Raw genomic sequence first — 20,553 nt, 5'->3', positions numbered from 1 at the left:
AATTGTTATTTTTCGTGTATCTTTATTAAGCGATATATTTTTTAAAACATATCGAAATTTGAGGACGATATAATGCCAACAATGATGAAAAAAACATACCTATACACTGTCGTTTTCGGGGCGAGTTTATTGATTCAGACACATGCCTTTGCTGCAGATGCTGTGACTATTTATGCAGCAGCAAGTCTGACCAATGCAGTGAATGAACTTGATAGAATCTATGAGCAAAAAAATAAAACCGAGGTCAAAACCTCATATGCAGGTTCTTCAACTTTAGCCAAGCAAATTGAAGCAGGGGCACCAGCAGATGTATTTATGTCTGCTGATGTGCAATGGATGGATTATTTACAGAATAAACAGCGGGTTGCTGCAGCGGATCGGATTAATTTATTAGGCAATCGTTTAGTTGTGATCACGCCTAAAGATCACCCGATTAAGTTGAAAATGGATAAGAATTTTGACCCGACCAAGGTCATTCAAGGCAAGCTCTGTACAGGGGATACCAAAAGTGTACCGGTTGGAAAATATGCCAAACAGGCTTTGACATCATTGGGTTGGTGGGACAAAGTTGCCCCAAAGTTGGTTGAAACCGAAGATGTACGTGCAGCTCTCAACTTTGTTGCCCGTGGTGAGTGTCAGGTCGGAATCGTCTATGCAACTGATGCAGCAATCAGTAAAGATGTGGTGGTGGCAGGCATCTTCCCTGAAAATACTCATCCACCGATTATTTATCCAGTGGGTTTAACCAAAAAGAATGCGGAATCGGTTAAATTCTATAAATTTCTACAAAGCGGACAGGCCAAAACGATATTTAAAAAATATGGGTTTAGTGTGTTGCAGTAACTGAATGATGATCTTGAGCCCTGAAGAAATCGAAGTATTGAAGCTGTCATGCAAAGTGGCGGCAGCGTGTTTGGTGTTTAGCTTAATTCCTGCAACTTTAGTGGCTTGGGTATTGGCCCGTAAAGAATTTTGGGGTAAATCGCTGTTTGAGACCTTGGTGTTCTTGCCTTTGGTTTTGCCACCTGTTGTGCCGGGCTATTTGTTACTGCAATTGTTTGGTAATCGGGGATTGCTGGGGCAGTATCTTGCGCCGCTGGGTTTAGAGTTTGCCTTTAACTGGAAAGGGGCTGTATTGGCTTCGGCAGTGATGGGCTTTCCCTTGTTGGTACAATCGATTCGACTGGCAATTGAACTGGTGGATCAACGCTTGGAGTTTGCTGCGAAAACCTTAGGGGCATCCCCTCTTGGGGCATTTATGCAAGTGACATTGCCACTGGCTAGTAGTGGGATTTTGGTCGGTGCTATTCTATGTTTTTGCCGAAGTTTAGGTGAGTTTGGCGCAACCATTACTTTTGTTGGCAATATTGCTGGTGAAACCCGCACTTTACCGCTGGCAATGTATAGTTTAATGCAGCAACCTGATACCGAAGCGGCGGTGTGGCGATTGATTATGCTGTCTTTATCGGTAGCGTTCTTTGCCTTATGGTTTGCGCAGTGGTTCAATCGTTACCAGAGAAACAAGCGTGGGTATTCAGCATGATTGATTGTTATATACAGCTACAACAAGGACAATTCTCTTTGGATCAACGCTTTCAGTCGGATCATTCTGTGATTGGGTTATTTGGGGCTTCAGGTTCGGGAAAAACCACCATATTGCACAGTATTGCAGGTTTAATCCGACCACAATCGGGATGGATCAAAATCCAGAACCAGACATGGTTTGATCACGCTCAAAAAATTAATTTAATTACACAACAGCGTCGGGTAGGGCTTGTCTTTCAGGATGCCCAATTGTTTCCGCATAAAAACGTCAAACAGAATTTAGTGTTTGGTTTTAAGCATATTGCGCCACAACAACGTCAGTTCGAAGTGGACTATATTGTTGAGTTACTCAAATTGGGGCATTTGCTGGAACGTATGCCGATTAAGCTGTCTGGGGGAGAAAAACAGCGAGTGGCTTTGGGACGAGCATTATTATACTCGCCACAATTACTGCTTTTAGATGAGCCGCTATCTGCACTGGATACCGCGCATAAAGCTGAGATCATTCCTTTTTTTCAACGCGTTAAACAGGAAATCAAGATCCCAATGTTGTATGTGAGTCATGATCATTCCGAGCTAGAACAACTGAGTAACACCATTTGGTATTTATAGATAGCGTTGTAATAAGGTGAAAAATTTTTCGACTTCCTCCTCTTCGACGTGATCAGCCCCTTTTAATACATGCTCTTTTAGGTGTTGTTCAATCAACTGATTCATTAAGCCATTCACTGCACCTTTGACTGCTGCAACCTGCTGTAAAACCTCTATGCAAGAACTCTCAGGATTTGTGATTGATTTCTCGACTGCTGCGAACTGTCCTTGAATCCGCTTAAGACGATTTAAAATTTTCTTATCTTGATGGAGGTGAGACATACTTTTTTTCCTAAAAAATATATACTAGGGGGAGTATATTGGAAGACTAAAATAAATGCAGCATAGTAACCTAGAACGACGTCATTCTCATCAGTTTGATCAAGGAAATCCCTTGGCTCAAAAAAGAATTTTAATTGCCACCATTTTGACCGCTGTGATGATGGTCTTGGAAATTCTGGGTGGCTGGTTTTTTAATTCGATGGCTTTACTTGCCGATGGCTGGCATATGAGCTCGCATATGCTGGCCTTGGGACTGGCTTATTTTGCCTATCGTATGACGCGACATTATGCGCAGGATCAACGCTTTAGTTTTGGTACATGGAAAATTGAAATTCTGGCGGGATATAGCAGTGCGATTTTATTGATGGTGGTCGCGCTGTTGATGGGGATTCAGTCACTGGAGCGCTTATTCAATCCAGTCACCATTCATTTTAATGAGGCGATTCCAATTGCGATTATTGGTCTGATGGTCAATCTGATTTGTGCTTGGCTATTACATGAAGGTGGTGATCACCATCACCATTCGCATAGCCAGCATCATGAAGCACATCATCATGCTCATGACCATCATGATTTAAATCAAAAAGCTGCATTTCTGCATGTGGTTGCCGATGCGGTAACCTCTGTTCTGGCCATTATTGCCTTATTTGCGGCCAAATACTTCGGCTGGAATTTCCTCGATGCTTTGCTTGGAACTGTGGGTGCATTGCTGGTGGCGAAATGGTCTTGGAGGCTAATGCAGGAAACCGGTAAAACCTTACTGGATGCCGAAATGGGTCATCCTGTGGTTGAGAAAATACGTGAGGTGATTGCCGGGTTTTCACAGGTTGACATTACCGATCTGCATGTGTGGAAAGTGGGGACAGGCAAGTTCTCGTGTATTGTTGGTCTGGAAACGACATTGACCGATCTTAATCCTGATCAGGTCAAAGCCGCGCTGGCGATTCATGAGGAAATTGTGCATGCCTCAGTCGAAATTCATCATATTTAACTTAGAACGTCATCGAGTGGCATTTTGATCTACTCGATGAACTTTATATTTTGATTGCAATAAAATAGGGAAGATCACAATTTAGATGATCTATTCTATTTGCCTCATAATTCAAAATGATTAGTTTTAATAATAGAGCTTATCATTTTGAATATTCTTTATTGACTCAGTTCTTTTAAAAAAGTCCAAGGGAAAATCCCTTGTTCATGCCCATCATCAAAGCAGATTTGAATCCCATAACCTTGAGAATAGATTGCTGTAATAGAGACATGATCTGTCTTTGGGATTTGCTTTTGGCGCAGACGATTAGAACGACAAAATCCACAAGGACAACTGGCTCTGAGCTGTGCGTGACTAAAATTCTTCTCTGTACCATCTGCCCAAGAGAGAAAAAGGCGTTGCTGTTCGATATCGACTCTAAGCTGATACGGTTCAACTGACACATTGTTTCTCCTTGATCAAAGCGAGTCCAATCCGAATCGATTTACGCACTTCTGGGTCAGGATCTTCGGCATGCTGTAATAAAATATGCTGAGCGGATTCCCCACCAATTTCTCCCAAGGCAATCGCAACTTCTTTACGGAGGTTACTGATGTCATGCTGGAAATTTTCTTGGAGTTTGGCGATTGCCGCTTTGGATTTGAGTAAACCCAAACTGCGTGCAACTGCAATGCGAACTTGCCAATAAGGGTCATCTAGTTGTTGCAAAAGTGGTTGTTCTAATTCAAGGACTTTTAATTTTCCAATGGTCAAAGCAGCTTCGACCCTGAGTTGCCATGCCTCGGCTGTGAGAGAACTGTGTAAAGCTGATAAAATTTCAGGTGTTGAAACTTGAGTTGCCGCCAAGCCACCTGTGGCGGTACGGCGGATTTCAGTATCAACATCATGCTGTGCGATATGTGCTAAGGTTGCTAAGCCTTCCTGTTTCTGCAACCAACACAATGTACTGACTGCTTCTTTACGGACCAAGGCATTGCGATGCTGAACATGCTCTAGGATAGCTTCAAATAAGTGTTCAGCCCGTAACTCCCTAATTGCTCTCAAAATCGAAGCAATCACAAAGTCATCGTGATGCTGCAAATATGTTGCCAGATGATCAGCAGATTCGACATGTTTAATTTCACTTAAGCTTTGCGCTGCTGCAATACGTACATTTTCATGTGGATCGTTCAAGGCTTGGGCCAAAGTATGTAAAGATGTTGTATCCTCCCAACCCTCTAAACGGGTGGCGGCCAACTCACGTACCTTGCTGGCAGGATCATGTAACACAGCATGCTGTAACCAGTTTAATAATTCGGTTTGTTCCTCATCGGCAATATTCATAATTGCGACAAAGCGGATATTTTCATCGTGCTGATTCAGTTGAAGGAGATAATCCGCATAATCCTCATCAATATCCGTCAGGACTGGGTAATTTAGACTCATCTTTTATTGTTCCTAAATAGCGACTTTCTGATTTAAACCGAGTGGATTTAACCGGCTGAGTTCAGCTTGAGTGGCCTGTTTTAATACTTGAATGCAATGTTTTTTAATTTGGGTAAATTCGCTTGAAGTGACCAAATCAACATGACGTGGACGTGCAAAATCCAGTTTGATTTCTTCAATGATACGTCCCGGACGATGGCTCATGATCAAGACCCGATCTGCCAGAAATAAAGCTTCATCAATATCGTGGGTAATGAACAGCACCGAGGTTTGAATGCTTTGCCAGATTTCAAGCAATAGTTCCTGCATCTTTAAACGTGTTTGAGCATCCAATGCACCAAAGGGTTCGTCCATGAGCAATACTCGAGGCTGATTAATCAGTACGCGTGCAATTTCAACCCGTTGTTGCATACCACCAGACAGTTCGGCAGGATACTTATGTTCAAAGCCTTTTAAGCCGACCAGTTCAATCATTTGCACTGCTTGTTCTCGTCTTTTGGCCTTGGAAATCCCTTTCATTTTTAAGCCAAAGCACACATTCTCTAGCACACTTTTCCAAGGAAAGAGCGTGTGCTGCTGAAATACTAAACCACGATCGGAAGAGGGTTTTTCAATAGTTTTTTGATCCAGTAACATGGTGCCCGAGCTAATCGGCAAATGGCCTGCCAGTGCGCCAAGCAATGTTGATTTACCACAACCCGAAGGACCCAGCAAACAGACAAATTCACCTGCCTGAACGTCAAAAGAGACATGATCCAGTGCCTGAAAGCGTTGTTTATCCTGACCCAGATGCAGATTGATATTGTTTAAATGAATATGACCGTAGTGATGCATGTTATGCCTTCCTTAACTGATACCAAGGGGTAAGTTTTTTACCGAGATAGCGCAGAAAAGCACTGCTGAACATCCCTAAGGCACCGATCAAGAGCATGCCAACAATAATGTCTGCATAGTTTTGTAAGGTGAAGGATTCCCAAGTGAAATAGCCGATACCGAGCTGACCGGAAATCATTTCAGCTGTGACCAGACAGAACCAGCAAGTGCCCATACCAATAGCAAGACCAGTGGTGATACTAGGTAAAGATCCAGGAATAATCACTTCTCGCAAAATGGCAAACTGACCTGCGCCTAGACTTTTTGCGGACGCAATGAGGCGTTGATCAACGGCCTCAACGCCGTGAATGGTATTGAGCAAGATTGGAAATAACGCCCCTAAAAAGGTAATGAAAATCATTGAAGCTTCTGATGATGGAAACATCAAAATTGCCAAGGGTATCCATGCCACCGCAGGAATCGGGCGCAAGATTTCTAGAGGTGGCATCAATAGGGCCGCTAGCGTTTTGGAATAACCAATCAACAATCCTACAATGACCCCAATCACTGACGCGAGTAAGAAACCAATCAAAACTCGAGCAATACTGGCCTTTACGTGAGCAAGTGCGGTATCCAGTTCGGCAAAAGCCAGTAGAGACTGAATCACCTCTCGTGGCGAAGGTACATTGGAAAAATTGATTAGCCCTAAATTTAAATGATGCTGTGAAGCCAGTTGCCAAAATACCAGACTGAACACCAGTGACATAGTACTCAAGCTGTATGAAATGATACGACTTTTTGAAAATTTCAGCACATGGCGGATTGCCTTAGACTGAGTCGGTTGGGTATCCGCTAAACTATTCATATTGTTTTCTCCTGAATCTCAAAATCCCCCCTTTAAAAGGGGACTTTTCACGAGTCTAAAGACTGACTAAGCTCCGTGAGGCTCCTCCCTTTCTAAAGGGAGGTTGGGAGGGATTTGTTCACTTCACCAACTTTTGGGCATTATTAAAGTCATAGACTTTGCCGCCATGTGTTTTGGCCCAATTGTTGGCATCACCACGCAGTAAGAAGGCACTGATCTGACCGCTTTTATCGGTGGCATACCATGCCAGATTCGCCAGTAATTTGATTCTTAAATGACGATCTTGGTTATAGACCACACGGATGTTTTTACCGCTTTGCTTTAATTTATTTAAATCTGCAAAGGCCGTTTCAGGGGTGGCATAGCTACGTACTTTGGCCTCACCTTTCACCCAAATCTGTGTGACCCGATCAAAATTCTGAATTGGTTTTTGCGTCAGGGCATCTGTGGCAACCAGAGGGGATTGAGCGTAATTTTTGAGTTGTTGTGCATAATTCAAGCCTGCACTCTGGAAGGCTTTTTTGATGTATTGGTCATCAATGAACTGACTGACATTGATATCAACATCATCACGACCCAGATATTTCAAGGTATCGACAGCAGTTTGAGTGGCTTGTTTGTATTCAGGTTTCCAGGTCAGGTCACGAGTTTGTACACCGAGAGGTCCATGAAATAAATACACCACTTCTGCAGGAATCCCTGTTTTAGCTGCGATCAGTTCACTGTATTTTTCAGGTTGTTTACGGATCAATTGATCGGCTTCAATCGTCGCGCGTAAATAGGCCTGAATAATTTCTGGATATTGTTGAGCATAGGCTTTGCTGGCTAAAGAACCATGAAAGGTGGGGGTTTTGGCCTGCGCACCGTCATAGATTTTGCGGGCAAAACCTTGATAAGGGAATAATTCGGCAAAAGGGACGAAGTCAGCATGTGCATCAATCTTATTGCTTTTGAGTGCTGGACCCGCCACTTCAGGGGCTTGCGCAATAATTTTGACATCCTTTTTCGGGTCCCAACCTTGTGCAGCAACAGCACGCAGTAAAAGACCATGTGCGGTTGAAGCGAAAGGAACAGAAATGGTTTTCCCTTTTAAATCCTGAATGGAATTCACATCAGAATCCAGCGGAACCACAATGCCATTACCACTTCCCGTGGTACTGCCAGAAAGCACACTCAGGAAAATACTTTCTTTGCCTGTCTTTTTAAAAGCGACATTGTTATTGACTGCTGGGAAATCTGCCATTGCGCCAATATCTAAACGACCTGCAACCATTTCACTGGTCAATGGTGCACCAGAGGTAAAGTTTTTCCAGACAATATCGTATTGGGCATCTTTATATTTACCTGTTTTGGGCAAATATTTAGGCAGTAGATTTAACTCGCGAATCAGCAAGCCGCCAGTAGCACAGTTAATGGTGGTATCTTGGGTACCAATCGCAATCCGAATCTTTTCTGCATGTGCCGAGCTAAAGATCGTTAGCAAACTACTACTCAGAATCAGGCTTTTGGCGAAGTGGTTGAGTCTCATGTTGTTCCCCTCATTTAAGTAAATATGGAATGTTGACCTGAATGGCATCGGTCGGGCAGTCTTTTTCGCATGGCATGCAATACCAACATTCATCAAACTGCATGTAGGCTTTGTTGCTGATTGGATGAATCGCCAATAAGTCCATCGGGCAAACATCAACACAGACGGTACAACCCTTGTCCGCAATACATTTGTCTTCATCCACCAATACGGGGGCGGCAGTACGATGGGGAATTTCTTTAAAAATAAAAGCCATGTGATGTTCCTTATTTGACTGTTTCAGCCACTAATTTTTTATTAATCCGTAATCGGTTGTAGGAGTTGGCCTCATCTTGCTCAATCGGGATCAGATAGGGCTCAACCATTTTTTTAAAGCAGACCATATTGCCGTGCTGATCTTTTTTCAGATGGGCATGACAGAACCAGTCCTGATCGTTTTTTTCAGGGCAATCTGCACGGTAGTGATAGAGTCCCCAACGGCTTTCTTCACGGAAGAGTGAGGCACGTGCGGCCATTTCGGCGCAGTCCCGAATCACAGCCACTTCGGCGGCACGCATCAATTCGTGTGGGTGACTGGCATTGATCTGCTCAATATCGGCTTTGATTTCCTCAAAGCGTTTCAGCGCAATCTCAATTTTCTGTCGGGTTTTGGGCGGCTGGAGGTAGTCATTGACCATACGGCGTAACTTGTATTCCACTTGCTCGGATGACAATCCTTCTGGACGTTGCAAAGGGGCAAAAATACGAGCTTTTTCAGCTTCGATTTCATCGGCATTCAGTTCTGAATCAGCTTGTTCAATGACATATTCAGCGGCATTGACCCCAGCGAACCAGCCATAGGTAAAGGCACCGAGCATGTAGTTATGTGGAACGGCTGCCATATCACCCGCGCTATACAGGCCTTTGACCGAGGTTTCTGCTTTTTCATTGACCCACACCCCGGAAGCACTGTGACCGCTACAGAAACCGATTTCTGAAATCTGCATTTCTACCATATCTTGGCGATAATCGGTGCCACGTCCTTCATGGAAACGTCCACGACTTGGGCGTTCATTGGTATGTAAAATCTCTTCAATAGTTTGAATGGTCTCTTCGGCCAAATGATCCATTTTCAGGAATACTGGGCCATTGCCACTTTGCAGTTCTTGATAGAACTCCCACATCATTTGGCCTGACCAGTAGTCACATTCAATAAAACGTTCGCCTTTGCTGTTGGCGGTATAACCCCCTAAAGGACCAGTCACATAGGCACAGGCAGGGCCGTTATAATCTTTAATAAGCGGATTGATCTGGAAGCATTCCAGATTGGAGAGTTCAGCTCCGGCATGGTAAGCCATGGCATAGCCATCACCTGCATTGGTTGGGTTTTCATAGGTGCCCATCAAATAGCCAGATGCAGGCAAGCCCAAACGTCCTGCTGCACCGCAACATAAAATCGCAGCCTTGGTTTTGATCACATAGAAATCACCATTGCGACAGTCAAAGCCGAGTATGCCGTTGATCGCTCCCTCAGCATTTTTCAGCAGGCGAGTAGTGACGATGCGGTTATTGATTTTGACTTGCGCACGTTTCAATTGGCGATACAGGACTTTTTTAATGTCATGACCTTCAGGCATCGGCAGCACATAAGCGCCCATGTGATGGACTTTTTTGACGGCATATTCACCTGTTTGATCTTTTTCAAATTTCACACCCCACTGATCCAGTTGCTGAATGGTGGTGAAACTGTGTTTGGCGTAGGCATAGACTGTAGCTTGATTGACAATGCCATCATTGGCAATGGTAATTTCCTTGGTGTATTGCTCAGGCGTGGCATAGCCAGGAATAATGGCATTATTCAGGCCATCCATGCCCATTGAAATTGCACCACTGCGTTTCACATTGGCTTTTTCAATCAGTAAAACTTTCAGGTTGGGGTTGGCTGTTTTGGCTTTGATGGCTGCCATTGGGCCAGCCGTTCCCCCACCGATGACGACAATGTCATAGTCCAGTGTAATCGTATTCATGTTGTGCCTTTATTGAGTGCGTTTTAATTCACAAGGTTGATGACCTTAGGTATTTCTTTTTCGATCGACTCTTAAACGGTATTGGAAGGTCTCTCCTGAGAAGTACAGATATTCGAAGTCAATTGGGTGGCCAGTATGATCATGGGTCAGTCGTTCCACTCTTAACAGAGGGGCATTGATATCGACTTGCAGTAGTTCACTGAGTTCTTCATCGGCAAGGGTGGCATCAATGTTTAGATCGGCATGTCCCAAGGCAATGGATAAATCTTCTTCAATCGCTAAAAACACATCGCGCGTGGAGAGGTTGATCTCCTGCAAAGCTAGTCCAATCGCTTCGGGTAAATAAGTAAGTTCAAATGAAACCGGTTTACGGTTGAGCAGGCGAATCCGTTTGATTTCCACCACGGTGCTGTTCAGCGAAAGTTTTAATTTCGATGCAATTTGTGGTGTAGCGGGAATGAAGCGAAATTCTTTGACCACGTTAAACACCTCATGTCCCATATTGGTCATGGCTTCTGCAAAGCCTTGTAACTGGGAAATGTTCTGAAAGGCTTTCGGTGCGCTCACAAAAGTGCCTTTGCCCTGAATCTTGTAAACCAAGTGTTCGAGCTGAAGTTGATTGAGTGCCTGACGAATGGTGATACGGCTGACGTTAAATAATTCACTCAGTTCTTTTTCAGATGGTAACTGCTGATGAATCTGATAAGTTCCATCAACAATCTGCTGCAGCAGGGCTTGATAGACTTGATCATACAACGGGCGTTCGCCACTCAGTTTATTTACAATCGGTTGGTTCATTGAATTTAAACTTGTTATAACAACTTGGTTGTTAGATTAGCGATTATGCAAAATGAAGAAAAATAACTTATGCAGCAAAAAATATCTGTTTTTGTGCATTGTCTATTGAGAGAGATAAAAATAAAGATGCTTTTTATTGTTTTATGAATGGATCGTTTTGTTTTTTATATTTATAAAAATTAATATCTTAAAATATATTAATTTTTATGTTGTTTGCTATTAGCGTTAAATTTATAAATGAAATTGATCGTTTTCGCTTGGGGTGTTTTGCTGAAACAAGACTGGTTCTGCGGCTAATTTTTCCGCCAGATATTGAATGAAGACACTTAATTTAGGTGGAACATGACGAGTAGGTGGATAGAGCAACCATGCGCCACCACTGTAGTGGGTTTTAAAATGCCAATCAGGTAAGACCTGAACCAGTGTGCCTTGTTCTAAGGCATGGCGTGCCACGAAGTAAGGCAAACTGGCAATGCCTAAGTGTTGTAAAGCAGCACTGAGACGCACGCCGGTATGATTGGCTGCATAACGACCACGGACTGGCACCGTAATCGATTTCTGTTCTTGCTGGAATTTCCACTTCGAATCATTGGGCTGTTCACCCAAATAAATACATTGGTGCTGCTTTAAATCATGAGGATGTTGTGGTATCCCATTCTTGTGTAAATATTCAGGCGTGGCACAAATCAAATGATCAATATCAATCAGTTTTCGTCCCATTAAGCCACCCGGTGGCTGTTCGGTAATACGAATCGCCAGATCGACACCATCATCAATCAAGTCAATATAGCGGTCTTCCAATAGCAATTGAATATCAATTTTTGGATATAGTGCCAGGAATTCAGGCAAATGTGGGTGCAGCATAAAATGCCCAACGGCTTTGGGCACACTGATCCGAATAATGCCCTGTGGTTCAATATGAAACTGACCTGAGCTTTCCATTACTGCCTGTGCCGCATTGACCATGTCGACACAGCGTTCGTACACCTGTTGACCACTTTCACTTAAACGCAGTTTACGTGTGGTGCGGTGCAATAAGCGTGTGCCTAAAGCGCGTTCTAAACGGGCAATGGCACGGCTCACTGCAGACGGAGTGGAACCGAGCTGACGCGCCGTTTCAGAAAAGCTTTCCGTTTCGACAACTTTGACAAAAGTAGCCATTTCATTTAACAGAACCAGACTTTGATTTGTGCTCATGAGGCAAAAGTTATTTTGATTTTTATTGGATTATCGCGTTTGGAAAATCGAAATACAATCATTTTCTATTGTCATGGTGTGGAGATAAATGAAATGTGGGAGTTATATGGGCATGAATTCTTAGCCTTGGCATTGATCCATTTTATGGCTGTTGTATTACCGGGGCCTGATTTTATTATTACGGTACGACAGAGTGTTCGTTATGGTTATTTAATTGGCTGTATCACTGCAATCGGCATTGGTGTCGGCATTTCGGTACATGTATTTTATACCTTGGTTGGAGTGGGGGTACTGATCCAGCAAAGTGTCTGGTTAATGTCTGTATTACGCGTAGTCGGTGCCGCTTATTTGATTTATTTGGGCTGGCAATGTTTACGTAGTCAGCCGAATGCCAATCTGGATATTTTGGCAGGGGAAGCGCTGGGCAAACCGAGCTTGATCCAAGCCTTTAATATGGGTTTTTTAACCAATGCGCTGAATCCTAAAGCGACGGTTTTCTTTCTGGCGATTTTTACCACGATTGTTAGCCCAACCACACCGTTAAAGGTTCAAATTGGTTATGGCATCTGGATGTGTCTGGTCAATGCGTCATGGTTTATTTTGGTCAGTATCATGTTTGCACAACCGGTTGTACGGAAACGCTTTTTGGAGTTTGGGGTGTACTTTGAACGGGTAATGGGGGTTATTCTGAGTGCAGTTGCATTACGATTGATTTGGAGTGTGGCCTTTGCCTGAATAGAAAAAGACTGCACTGAGGCAGTCTTTTTTATTGGAGAGGGGTTAAGCACTGCGTTTGTTTCTGCTCAGTTGATGTAAGACTGACACCAGCAAATCAATTTCTTCCGTGGTGTTGTAAAACGCCAAAGATGGGCGCACCGTTTGTTCAACACCAAAACGACGCAAGATCGGCTGAGCACAATGGTGTCCTGAACGCACTGCAATGCCATGTTGATTCAGTGCCTTACCCACTTGCTCGGTTGAATAACCTGCAAGGGTAAAGGACATGACACTGGCTTTGTTTTTCGCCGTGCCAATCGGTCTCAAACCTGCAACGCTGCTTAATGCATGCTGGCCATATTCCAGCAAGTCATGTTCATAACGGGCAATATTATGAATGCCGAGGCGTTCCACATATTCCAGTGCAGCGCCTAAACCAACTGCATCGGCAATATTGCCTGTACCTGCTTCAAACTTGTTGGGTGCAGGTTGATAAACAACTTGCTCGAAGCTGACGTCCTGAATCATATTGCCGCCACCTTCCCACACAGGCATGGTCTCCAGAATTTCAGGTTTGGCATAGACTGCACCAATACCTGTTGGCCCAAAGACTTTATGTCCTGAGAATACAAAAAAATCCGCATCAATTGCCTGCACATCGGTTGGCATATGCGAAACCGATTGAGCACCATCAACCAAGACCCGCACCCCTTTGGCATGCGCGATTTTGATCACCTCAGCCACAGGGGTGACCGTACCTAAGGCGTTGGAGACTTGGGTAATCGAGATCAGTTTGGTTTGCTCATTGATCAATTTTGGCAGTTCTTCCAAAATGATTTGGCCAGTATCATCCACTGGAATGACACGGAGTTTGGCACCGACTTTTTTGGTGAGTTGGAACCAGGGTACAATGTTGGCGTGATGCTCAAGATGCGACACAATGATCTCATCACCTTCAGCAATATTCTGCTCACCCCACGTCTTGGCTATCAGATTAATCCCTTCGGTGGTGCCACGAACAAAAATGATCTCTTTGGATGATTTTGCCCCAATAAAACGGGCCACGACATTACGTGCATGTTCATAAGCATCGGTCGCACGCGCTGCCAGTTCATGTGCTGCACGATGAATATTGGAATTTTCATGCTGATAAAAATAGGCAATACGATCAATCACGCTTTGTGGCTTCTGCGTCGTTGCTGCATTATCAAACCAGACCAGAGGACGGCCATTGACGCGTTCTTGCAAGATTGGAAAATCACGACGAATGGCCTGAATATCCAAGGGCTGAGCGGCATTGGCAACAAACTGCGGCTGTGAGGCTTGGTAATTGCCGTAATCTGTATTGCTCTGAGGTAGATCTAGAAAGTAGAAACCTGAGGACGCAGTACTTTGGGGTTGGGCTGAACGTGGCTGGTCTTGCTGCAATAAACTTTTTAGCGCATCGCCGTGTGGTAATTGAAATGATTGTGCTGTTGCAAAACTGGCAGCATCAAATTCAGAATTTGATGTGCTGGGTGCTGCAAAATCATTTAAAAAATAAAATGGTGATGCCTCGCTTGCCGATGGGCGAGAAGGTTCAACCAAAGGCACATTCGGTGAGCTATGAATAGCTTGTGGAAAATTTGGTTCAATTGGTGGACGAGGCAAGTTCGCCCCACCGACTACTGGCGCAGATGCAATCGCACGACGTTCAGGATAATCGGGATAGTTTGGGATATGCTCGGGATATTCAGGGTTCAAACTTTTTTCATAAGCAATATTGGGCGCACGACCACTTAACGCTGCTAAAGGTTCAGCAGGCTGAGGTTGGTGGGGAGGTGCACCAACATGAGGTAAGTCCAAATTCAAACCAGAAGGGTGACCACTGCCTGAGCTTGGCAGTGCAGCAAAAAATTCAGAGGCGAGTCTTGAAAGTGTTGCTTCATCTGGGAAGTTGGACGGTGGGCTAACACCGACCACTTCAGAACCCGTTGGACTACCTTGCAAATTATTTGTAGTTAACTGGGTAGTCATGATATTTGTCCACCTCCACATCTTCGAGCACAGCCAAAGCATCCTCAGTCAATACTGCCAATGAACAGTATAGTGAGATCAGATAAGACGCAATTGCATTGCGATTGATGCCCATAAAGCGTACGGAAAGCCCTGGGGACTGCTCGCCAGCCAAGCCCGGCTGGAACAAGCCCACAACACCTTGGCGTTTTTCACCTACACGGAGTAACAGGATTTTGGTTTTACCATCTTCCACTGGAATTTTATTGGATGGAATCAGTGGGACACCACGCCATGTGATGAACTGTGAACCAAATAAACTGACAGTTGGTGGCGGTACACCACGACGGGTACATTCACGGCCAAATGCAGCAATCGCATCTGGATGTGCAAGGAAGAAACCTGGTTCTTTCCAGACCTTACGCAATAAATCATCAAAGTCATCTGGCGTTGGGGGGCCATTTAAAGTTGAGATACGCTGTTCATCTGCGACACTGGCCAATAAACCATATTCAGGATTATTGATCAGCTCGCTTTCTTGGCGTTCTTTAATGGTTTCAATGGTTAAACGTAATTGTTCTTTAATTTGATCGTGTGGGCTGCTGTAAAGATCGGCAACACGGGTATGAATATCCAAAACGGTAGAAACACCATTTAAGAAATATTCCCGCGGTTGCGCATCATAATCAACAAAAGTTTGGGGCAATGTAGCCTCATCACGTTGTGTGCATGCAACTTGGATGTCATCGGTATTGCTGACACGGTTGACGCGATAAATACCTGCTTCAACAGGAATCCATTGCAATAAATGCGTGAGCCAACGCGGGGTAATGGTCGAAAGTTGTGGAACGGTCTTGGTGGCATTGGCAAGCTGTCTAGCGGCATGGTCCCCAAGTGCAAGTTGGACTTTATCAGTGGTTTTTGCCATGAATCAATTTTCCTGTTGTCTTTGGCTTTGTTAATAAAATTGGTTTTCTTGCAATAATGTTTAATGATTTATTCAACTAGACTAGTGACTATTTAGTATTTTTAAAAATATTATTATGAGATAAATAATCATAAATTATTTACTTATTACTCATAAGAATATATTTATAAAAAATAAATATAAGTGTTGAATATACGTTTGTTTATTCTGAAAAATATTTAAATAACTCATTAATTTAAACTTTACTATTATGTAATGACTCACTTGGCGACTGTAAAATCTGGCTGCCTGCTGCAACACTATGTGTCAGCCAAACGTTACCGCCAATAATGGAGCCCTTACCAATGGTGATGCAGCCTAAAATGGTTGCACCTGCATAAATCACCACATGGTCTTCAACAATTGGGTGACGGGCATAATCTTTTTTCAGTGCCCCATCTTCATTCAGCTCGAAGCGTTTTGCGCCGAGCGTAACGGCCTGATAGATGCGCACATACTCGCCAATCACTGAGGTTTCACCAATCACTACACCTGTGCCATGATCGATAAAGAAGCCTTTTCCAATTTGGGCGCCTGGATGAATATCAATCCCTGTGGCCGAATGCGCCAATTCAGAAATAATGCGTGAGAGCAGTGGAACACTGTGATAGAGCTGATGCGCTACACGATGATGGATGATTGCCAAAATACCTGGGTAGCAGAGCAGGACTTCATCAACACTATGTGCGGCGGGATCACCTTCATAAGCTGCACAGACATCGGCATCCAATAAGCGACGGATGTTAGGTAAGGTATTGGCAAAATCTTGTACGATGGTCTGTGCCAAAGCGACTTGCTGTTCGTACAGCAGACGCTCGTTACTTGAAACAGGGATGGGTTTAACCCGACTTTTGGCTTCATAATTTAAAGCCAGCTTGACCTGCGCAAACAGTTCATTCAAGACGCGATCAAGGGTATAGGCAATATAATAATCTTCTGTTTCTTGGCGTAGATCACTCGGCCCAAGCCGCATTGGAAATAAGATCCCACACAGATCATCTAAAATTGATTTAAGCGCATCTTTAGATGGCAGTTCGCGTCCACCAAATTCTTTGATGCGATGTTGACGCTCTCTCCATTCATGTCGTGCTTGTTGTAGGCCTTCCACGACAGGCTGTATTTTCCATTGGCTCACGCGAGTTCCTTGCAAAACGAGATATTAAATAAATCGTAAAATAATTGCTTAAAAAAGCAGCTTTAATCTTGTAACCAAGGTAACTGATGCGTACGCCAGCCATTGCTTTGATTACGTTGTTGTTGCTCGTTTAAATCACCTTCAAAACCTTCCAGCACATTATAAACTTGGGCAAAACCCGCACTAAAAGCTGCTGCCGCTGCTAAGGCTGAGCGTTTTCCACTACGGCAGAGTAATAAAATGGTTTGATCTTTACCGACTTTGCTATCTAGTTCTTTCAGAAAACGTGGATTGCGGTTAAATGATGTTCCAGTAGCCCAGGCTACATGGATACTTTCTGGAACATAACCCACAAATTTACGTTCTTCATTGGTACGGACATCCACTAAAACAGCATGGCCTTGTTGAACAAGAAACCAGGCTTCAGCAGGAGGAATGCTGCCTGTAAAATCAAGCTCATTTTCTTCTGCATAATGTTGCGCACGCTGCAGTATATGTTGTGGATCGTTTGAAGAACCGTGAGAACTAAAGCTGGATTCCACAGCTTGAGCAGAATCAAATTGAGCATTCATTTTTATAACCTCTATATACATCAACGTGATGTTTTTTTTATCTTAGGACTGTTTCGATATTCAGGAAAATAAGCAAAATTTATTTATATATCTATTTTTGATAAATAATAGGTTTTTATTAACTTGTTGGGAATATAGTTTAAAACTGAATTTTAAAGTGAATGTGCTTATTTAATTTAAATATAGAATTATCAGGATTAAATATTTTACTTTTCAATTAAAATAAAGGATAAATATTTAAAAGAGTGACTTGGAAAATTAAATGCAAGAACAGTAAAAATATCAAAATTGATGATAAAAGCAGCATAAATTGTCTAAGCCTTATTCTTATCTCATAAAAGAATAAGCAACTCACTTTTTCTTATTTTTAATCATAAAGCAAGCCGAATACCATAAGCCTATATTGTTGAAAGATCATTTAATTATGGGCATCAAGAACGTTAAGCCGCTAATTGTTACAGCGATCGTCCTTGTGACGATTGTTGCTTTTATTGTCTATCAAAATCAAAAAGATGCTGCACCAGTTCAGTCTAAAAATAACAAGGCAGTGGTGATTGCCTATCAAACGGGTGTGGATCCAACCAAAGTGGCACAAGCCAATGGTGATTATGAACGTGATAGTAATCAAGCAATTCAATGGCGCAAGTTTGATGCAGGATCAGATGTGGTCAATGCACTTGCTTCTGGTGATGTCGTGATTGGTAATATCGGTTCTAGTCCATTGGCAGCCGCAGCTAGCCGTGATTTACCGATAGAAGTATTTTTGGTGACTGCAAAATTAGGTGGCTCCGAAGCTTTAGTTGTGAGTAATAAATCTGGGATTCAGACGCCTCAAGATTTAATTGGCAAAACTATTGCCGTTCCGTTTGTTTCAACGACACATTACAGCCTGTTATCAGCACTCAAGCATTGGAATATTGCAGATAATCAAGTCAAGATCATTAACTTACGCCCACCTGAAATTACAGCAGCTTGGGAGCGTGGTGATATTGATGCAACTTATGTTTGGGAACCTGCATTGAGTAAAGTTAAAGCCAGTGGTCATGTCTTAACAGACTCAAAACAAGTCGGCGAGTGGGGTGCACCAACTTATGATTTATGGGTAGTGCGTAAAGATTTCGCTGAAAAAAATCCAGAATTCTTAAAAGCCTTTGTACAAACCAGCTTAAAGCAGATTGAAAGCTATAACCAAGATCCGAAAGCATTTGAGCAAAATGCGGAGAATATCCAGAAAATTGCTCAGTTGACAGGGTCGGACAGCAAAGATATTCCATTGCTTCTTTCAGGAAATCTGTACCTTGATCGTCAGCAACAGCAAGCGACTTTATCGGGTGAATTTGCCAAGAATATTTTCGATACCGCAACTTTTTTAAAGAGCCAAGGTAAAGTCGATCAAGTCAAACCTGATTATCAAAATAATGTGACCACCAATTTCTTACAGCCATAGGAGATCTAAATGAGCGTATTAGCTGCCGAGCATCTTCATTTAACTTTTCCAAAGCAGACTGTACCTGTATTGCAAGATATCAATCTGAAGATTGAAGAAGGTACGTTGACTGTGATTTTGGGTGAGTCTGGCTGTGGTAAAACGACATTACTCAACATCTTAGCTGGCTTTCAACAGCCAAGTTCAGGTCAGATTAAACTGGATCGTGAAGTGGTGACTGCGCCTGATGCGCGCCGTGCAGTGGTATTTCAGGATCATGCGCTGTTACCTTGGTTAAATGTCTCTGAAAATATCGGTTTTGCTTTACAGCTCAAGGGTTTGAAAGCGCAAGAAATTCAGCAGCAAGTCGATGCAATTCTAAAAATTGTTGGTTTAAGTCACGTAGCTCAAGCCAATATCTGGGAATTGTCCGGTGGCATGAAACAACGGGTTGGGATTGCACGTGCCTTGATCAGCCATGCGGCATTTATTTTACTGGATGAGCCTTTTGCTGCGCTTGATGCCTTTACCCGTGAAACCATGCAACAGTTGGTGCTGGATTTATGGATTGAACAAAATAAATCGTTCTTCCTGATTACTCATGACATTGAGGAAGCACTATTGCTGAGTAATCAACTGGTGCTAATGACTGCTCGCCCAGGCAAGATTGTCGAAACTTTAAAGCTGGATTTTGCAGCGCGTTATAAGCAAGGCGAATCGATTCGTGCGATTAAGTCTGATCCGAAATTTATCCAATTACGCGAGCAATTGTTTGAACGTTTACGTGCGCAGAAACAGACAGGACATGAGGTGGCTGTATGACGGGTCAAGCAAAAAATACAGCTTATGAGCTGAGTAAGACAGAACAACTACAATCGACGAATCAAGCTCAGTCTGCTTCTTTTTTGAGTCCAATAGGAGCTTTCTTTACTCGTCATCGTAGTTTAGCACTCAGTCTTTCCAGTGTACTCGGTGTCTTGGTGATTTGGTATTTGATTACCGCATTAAAAATTGTCCCAAGCCTGTTTTTACCCAGTCCACAAGCGGTATGGCAGAAGTTCCTTGAAGTCAGCCAGCAAGGTTTTATGAAAGCCACTTTATGGCAACACTTGGCAGCAAGTATTTCACGTGTCTTATTGGCCTTAGTTGCCGCGATAGCCATTGGTGTGCCTTTAGGTTTATGGATGGGTTTAAACAAATGGGTGCGTGCAGTGCTTGATCCATTGGTTGAGTTATTGCGTCCGATTCCACCTTTGGCCTATTTACCACTATTGGTGATCTGGTTCGGGATTGGTGAAACCACTAAAGTGCTTTTGATTTTCTTTTCGATCCTTGCACCTGTGATTATCAGCAGTACCCATGGCGTACTCAGCCATCAGCTCAACCGTGAGCGTGCAGCATTGTCTTTAGGCGCAAGCCAGTCGCAAGTGTTTTGGCATGTGATTTTACCAACCGCTTTACCGCATATCTTGACGGGTATCCGTATTGGTTTGGGGGTGGGCTGGTCAACATTGGTGGCTTCGGAATTAGTGGCAGCAGATCGAGGCATTGGTTTTATGGTGCAGTCTGCAGCACAGTTCCTGATTACCGACACAGTGGTTCTCGGCATTATTGTGATTGCGATTGTCGCGGTTAGTTTTGAATTGTTTTTGCGTTGGTTACAGAAGCAATTATCTCCTTGGTATGGCCAACAGTTATAA

At 43.3% G+C, this 20,553-nt stretch carries 22 protein-coding genes; 8 read left to right on the top strand and 14 right to left on the bottom strand.

Features of this window, described 5'->3' with window-relative positions:
- The first annotated feature begins 72 nt into the window (after positions 1-72).
- The 3 genes from modA to NQU59_RS16505 are packed head-to-tail and all read left to right on the top strand — an operon-like array spanning position 73 to position 2,157.
- Positions 73-843 carry a molybdate ABC transporter substrate-binding protein gene (gene modA, locus NQU59_RS16515; RefSeq protein ID WP_257064113.1) on the top strand — a complete coding sequence of 257 codons (771 nt, stop codon included), beginning with the start codon at positions 73-75 and terminating at the stop codon, positions 841-843.
- Positions 844-847: 4 nt separating this feature from the next.
- Positions 848-1,543 (top strand): molybdate ABC transporter permease subunit, encoded by a 696-nt coding sequence (modB, locus tag NQU59_RS16510; RefSeq protein ID WP_257064112.1) that lies wholly within the window; start codon positions 848-850, stop codon positions 1,541-1,543.
- The gene (locus NQU59_RS16505; RefSeq protein WP_005242886.1) at positions 1,540-2,157 is read left to right on the top strand and encodes an ATP-binding cassette domain-containing protein; all 618 of its coding nucleotides are present in this window, start codon (positions 1,540-1,542) and stop codon (positions 2,155-2,157) included. Before modB ends, NQU59_RS16505 begins: the two co-directional genes overlap by 4 nt.
- Here NQU59_RS16505 and NQU59_RS16500 read toward each other — a convergent pair.
- Complete coding sequence (locus tag NQU59_RS16500; protein WP_005242884.1) at positions 2,152-2,418, bottom strand: metal/formaldehyde-sensitive transcriptional repressor; 267 nt, start codon at positions 2,416-2,418, stop codon at positions 2,152-2,154. The two genes, NQU59_RS16505 and NQU59_RS16500, sit on opposite strands and share 6 nt — an antisense overlap.
- 55 nt (positions 2,419-2,473) lie before the next feature.
- Here NQU59_RS16500 and dmeF point away from each other — a divergent pair, with 55 nt between their 5' ends.
- Positions 2,474-3,409, top strand: coding sequence for a CDF family Co(II)/Ni(II) efflux transporter DmeF (dmeF, locus tag NQU59_RS16495; protein ID WP_005242883.1), 936 nt, complete (start codon positions 2,474-2,476; stop codon positions 3,407-3,409).
- 158 nt (positions 3,410-3,567) lie between these two features.
- On the opposite strand, the gene NQU59_RS16490 is transcribed toward dmeF, so the two are convergent.
- The 9 genes from NQU59_RS16490 to NQU59_RS16450 all read right to left on the bottom strand — a co-directional run bounded on the left by NQU59_RS16490 (position 3,568) and on the right by NQU59_RS16450 (position 12,041).
- Positions 3,568-3,852, bottom strand: coding sequence for a gamma-butyrobetaine hydroxylase-like domain-containing protein (locus NQU59_RS16490; RefSeq protein ID WP_005242881.1), 285 nt, complete (start codon positions 3,850-3,852; stop codon positions 3,568-3,570).
- The gene (locus NQU59_RS16485; RefSeq protein WP_043972132.1) at positions 3,842-4,834 is read right to left on the bottom strand and encodes a HEAT repeat domain-containing protein; all 993 of its coding nucleotides are present in this window, start codon (positions 4,832-4,834) and stop codon (positions 3,842-3,844) included. The genes NQU59_RS16490 and NQU59_RS16485 overlap by 11 nt, the downstream gene beginning before the upstream one ends.
- 12 nt (positions 4,835-4,846) lie before the next feature.
- A complete protein-coding gene (locus NQU59_RS16480; protein ID WP_005242876.1) occupies positions 4,847-5,668 on the bottom strand; it encodes an ABC transporter ATP-binding protein in 822 nt (273 codons plus the stop codon).
- 1 nt (position 5,669) lies between these two features.
- Positions 5,670-6,512 carry an ABC transporter permease gene (locus NQU59_RS16475; protein WP_257064111.1) on the bottom strand — a complete coding sequence of 281 codons (843 nt, stop codon included), beginning with the start codon at positions 6,510-6,512 and terminating at the stop codon, positions 5,670-5,672.
- A gap of 118 nt (positions 6,513-6,630) precedes the next feature.
- The gene (locus NQU59_RS16470; protein WP_257064110.1) at positions 6,631-8,040 is read right to left on the bottom strand and encodes an ABC transporter substrate-binding protein; all 1,410 of its coding nucleotides are present in this window, start codon (positions 8,038-8,040) and stop codon (positions 6,631-6,633) included.
- Positions 8,041-8,050: 10 nt separating this feature from the next.
- Entirely contained in the window at positions 8,051-8,296 is a 246-nt protein-coding gene (locus tag NQU59_RS16465) for a 4Fe-4S dicluster domain-containing protein (protein WP_005242870.1), read from the bottom strand.
- Between the two features lie 10 nt (positions 8,297-8,306).
- Positions 8,307-10,046, bottom strand: a complete 1,740-nt coding sequence (locus NQU59_RS16460) for a fumarate reductase/succinate dehydrogenase flavoprotein subunit (RefSeq protein WP_257064109.1) — start codon at positions 10,044-10,046, stop codon at positions 8,307-8,309.
- Between the two features lie 45 nt (positions 10,047-10,091).
- Entirely contained in the window at positions 10,092-10,844 is a 753-nt protein-coding gene (locus NQU59_RS16455; RefSeq protein WP_257064108.1) for a GntR family transcriptional regulator, read from the bottom strand.
- A gap of 231 nt (positions 10,845-11,075) precedes the next feature.
- The gene (locus NQU59_RS16450) at positions 11,076-12,041 is read right to left on the bottom strand and encodes a LysR family transcriptional regulator (protein WP_257064107.1); all 966 of its coding nucleotides are present in this window, start codon (positions 12,039-12,041) and stop codon (positions 11,076-11,078) included.
- A gap of 93 nt (positions 12,042-12,134) precedes the next feature.
- Between NQU59_RS16450 and NQU59_RS16445 the strand changes: the two genes are divergently transcribed.
- Positions 12,135-12,776, top strand: a complete 642-nt coding sequence (locus NQU59_RS16445) for a LysE family translocator (RefSeq protein WP_257064106.1) — start codon at positions 12,135-12,137, stop codon at positions 12,774-12,776.
- A gap of 45 nt (positions 12,777-12,821) precedes the next feature.
- On the opposite strand, the gene NQU59_RS16440 is transcribed toward NQU59_RS16445, so the two are convergent.
- From NQU59_RS16440 to NQU59_RS16425, 4 genes are all read right to left on the bottom strand, one after another.
- Complete coding sequence (locus tag NQU59_RS16440) at positions 12,822-14,774, bottom strand: family 2A encapsulin nanocompartment cargo protein cysteine desulfurase (protein WP_257064105.1); 1,953 nt, start codon at positions 14,772-14,774, stop codon at positions 12,822-12,824.
- Positions 14,749-15,681 carry a family 2A encapsulin nanocompartment shell protein gene (locus NQU59_RS16435; RefSeq protein WP_004654714.1) on the bottom strand — a complete coding sequence of 311 codons (933 nt, stop codon included), beginning with the start codon at positions 15,679-15,681 and terminating at the stop codon, positions 14,749-14,751. The genes NQU59_RS16440 and NQU59_RS16435 overlap by 26 nt, the downstream gene beginning before the upstream one ends.
- A gap of 235 nt (positions 15,682-15,916) precedes the next feature.
- Positions 15,917-16,855: a serine O-acetyltransferase EpsC gene (gene epsC / locus NQU59_RS16430; RefSeq protein ID WP_257064104.1), complete on the bottom strand. Its 939-nt coding sequence runs from the start codon at positions 16,853-16,855 to the stop codon at positions 15,917-15,919.
- Between the two features lie 62 nt (positions 16,856-16,917).
- Positions 16,918-17,427 carry a rhodanese-like domain-containing protein gene (locus NQU59_RS16425; protein WP_257064103.1) on the bottom strand — a complete coding sequence of 170 codons (510 nt, stop codon included), beginning with the start codon at positions 17,425-17,427 and terminating at the stop codon, positions 16,918-16,920.
- Between the two features lie 406 nt (positions 17,428-17,833).
- On the opposite strand from NQU59_RS16425, the gene tauA reads away from it, so the two are divergent.
- Genes tauA through tauC form a run of 3 tightly spaced genes read left to right on the top strand, consistent with a single transcriptional unit; the run spans position 17,834 to position 20,553 of the window.
- Entirely contained in the window at positions 17,834-18,874 is a 1,041-nt protein-coding gene (tauA, locus tag NQU59_RS16420) for a taurine ABC transporter substrate-binding protein (protein WP_257064102.1), read from the top strand.
- Between the two features lie 9 nt (positions 18,875-18,883).
- Entirely contained in the window at positions 18,884-19,675 is a 792-nt protein-coding gene (locus NQU59_RS16415; RefSeq protein WP_005242850.1) for a taurine ABC transporter ATP-binding protein, read from the top strand.
- Positions 19,672-20,553, top strand: coding sequence for a taurine ABC transporter permease TauC (gene tauC / locus NQU59_RS16410; protein WP_005242849.1), 882 nt, complete (start codon positions 19,672-19,674; stop codon positions 20,551-20,553). The genes NQU59_RS16415 and tauC overlap by 4 nt, the downstream gene beginning before the upstream one ends.

The organism is Acinetobacter colistiniresistens (assembly GCF_024582815.1).
Classification (GTDB): domain Bacteria; phylum Pseudomonadota; class Gammaproteobacteria; order Pseudomonadales; family Moraxellaceae; genus Acinetobacter.
This window is presented reverse-complemented; position numbering and strand designations above follow the sequence as displayed.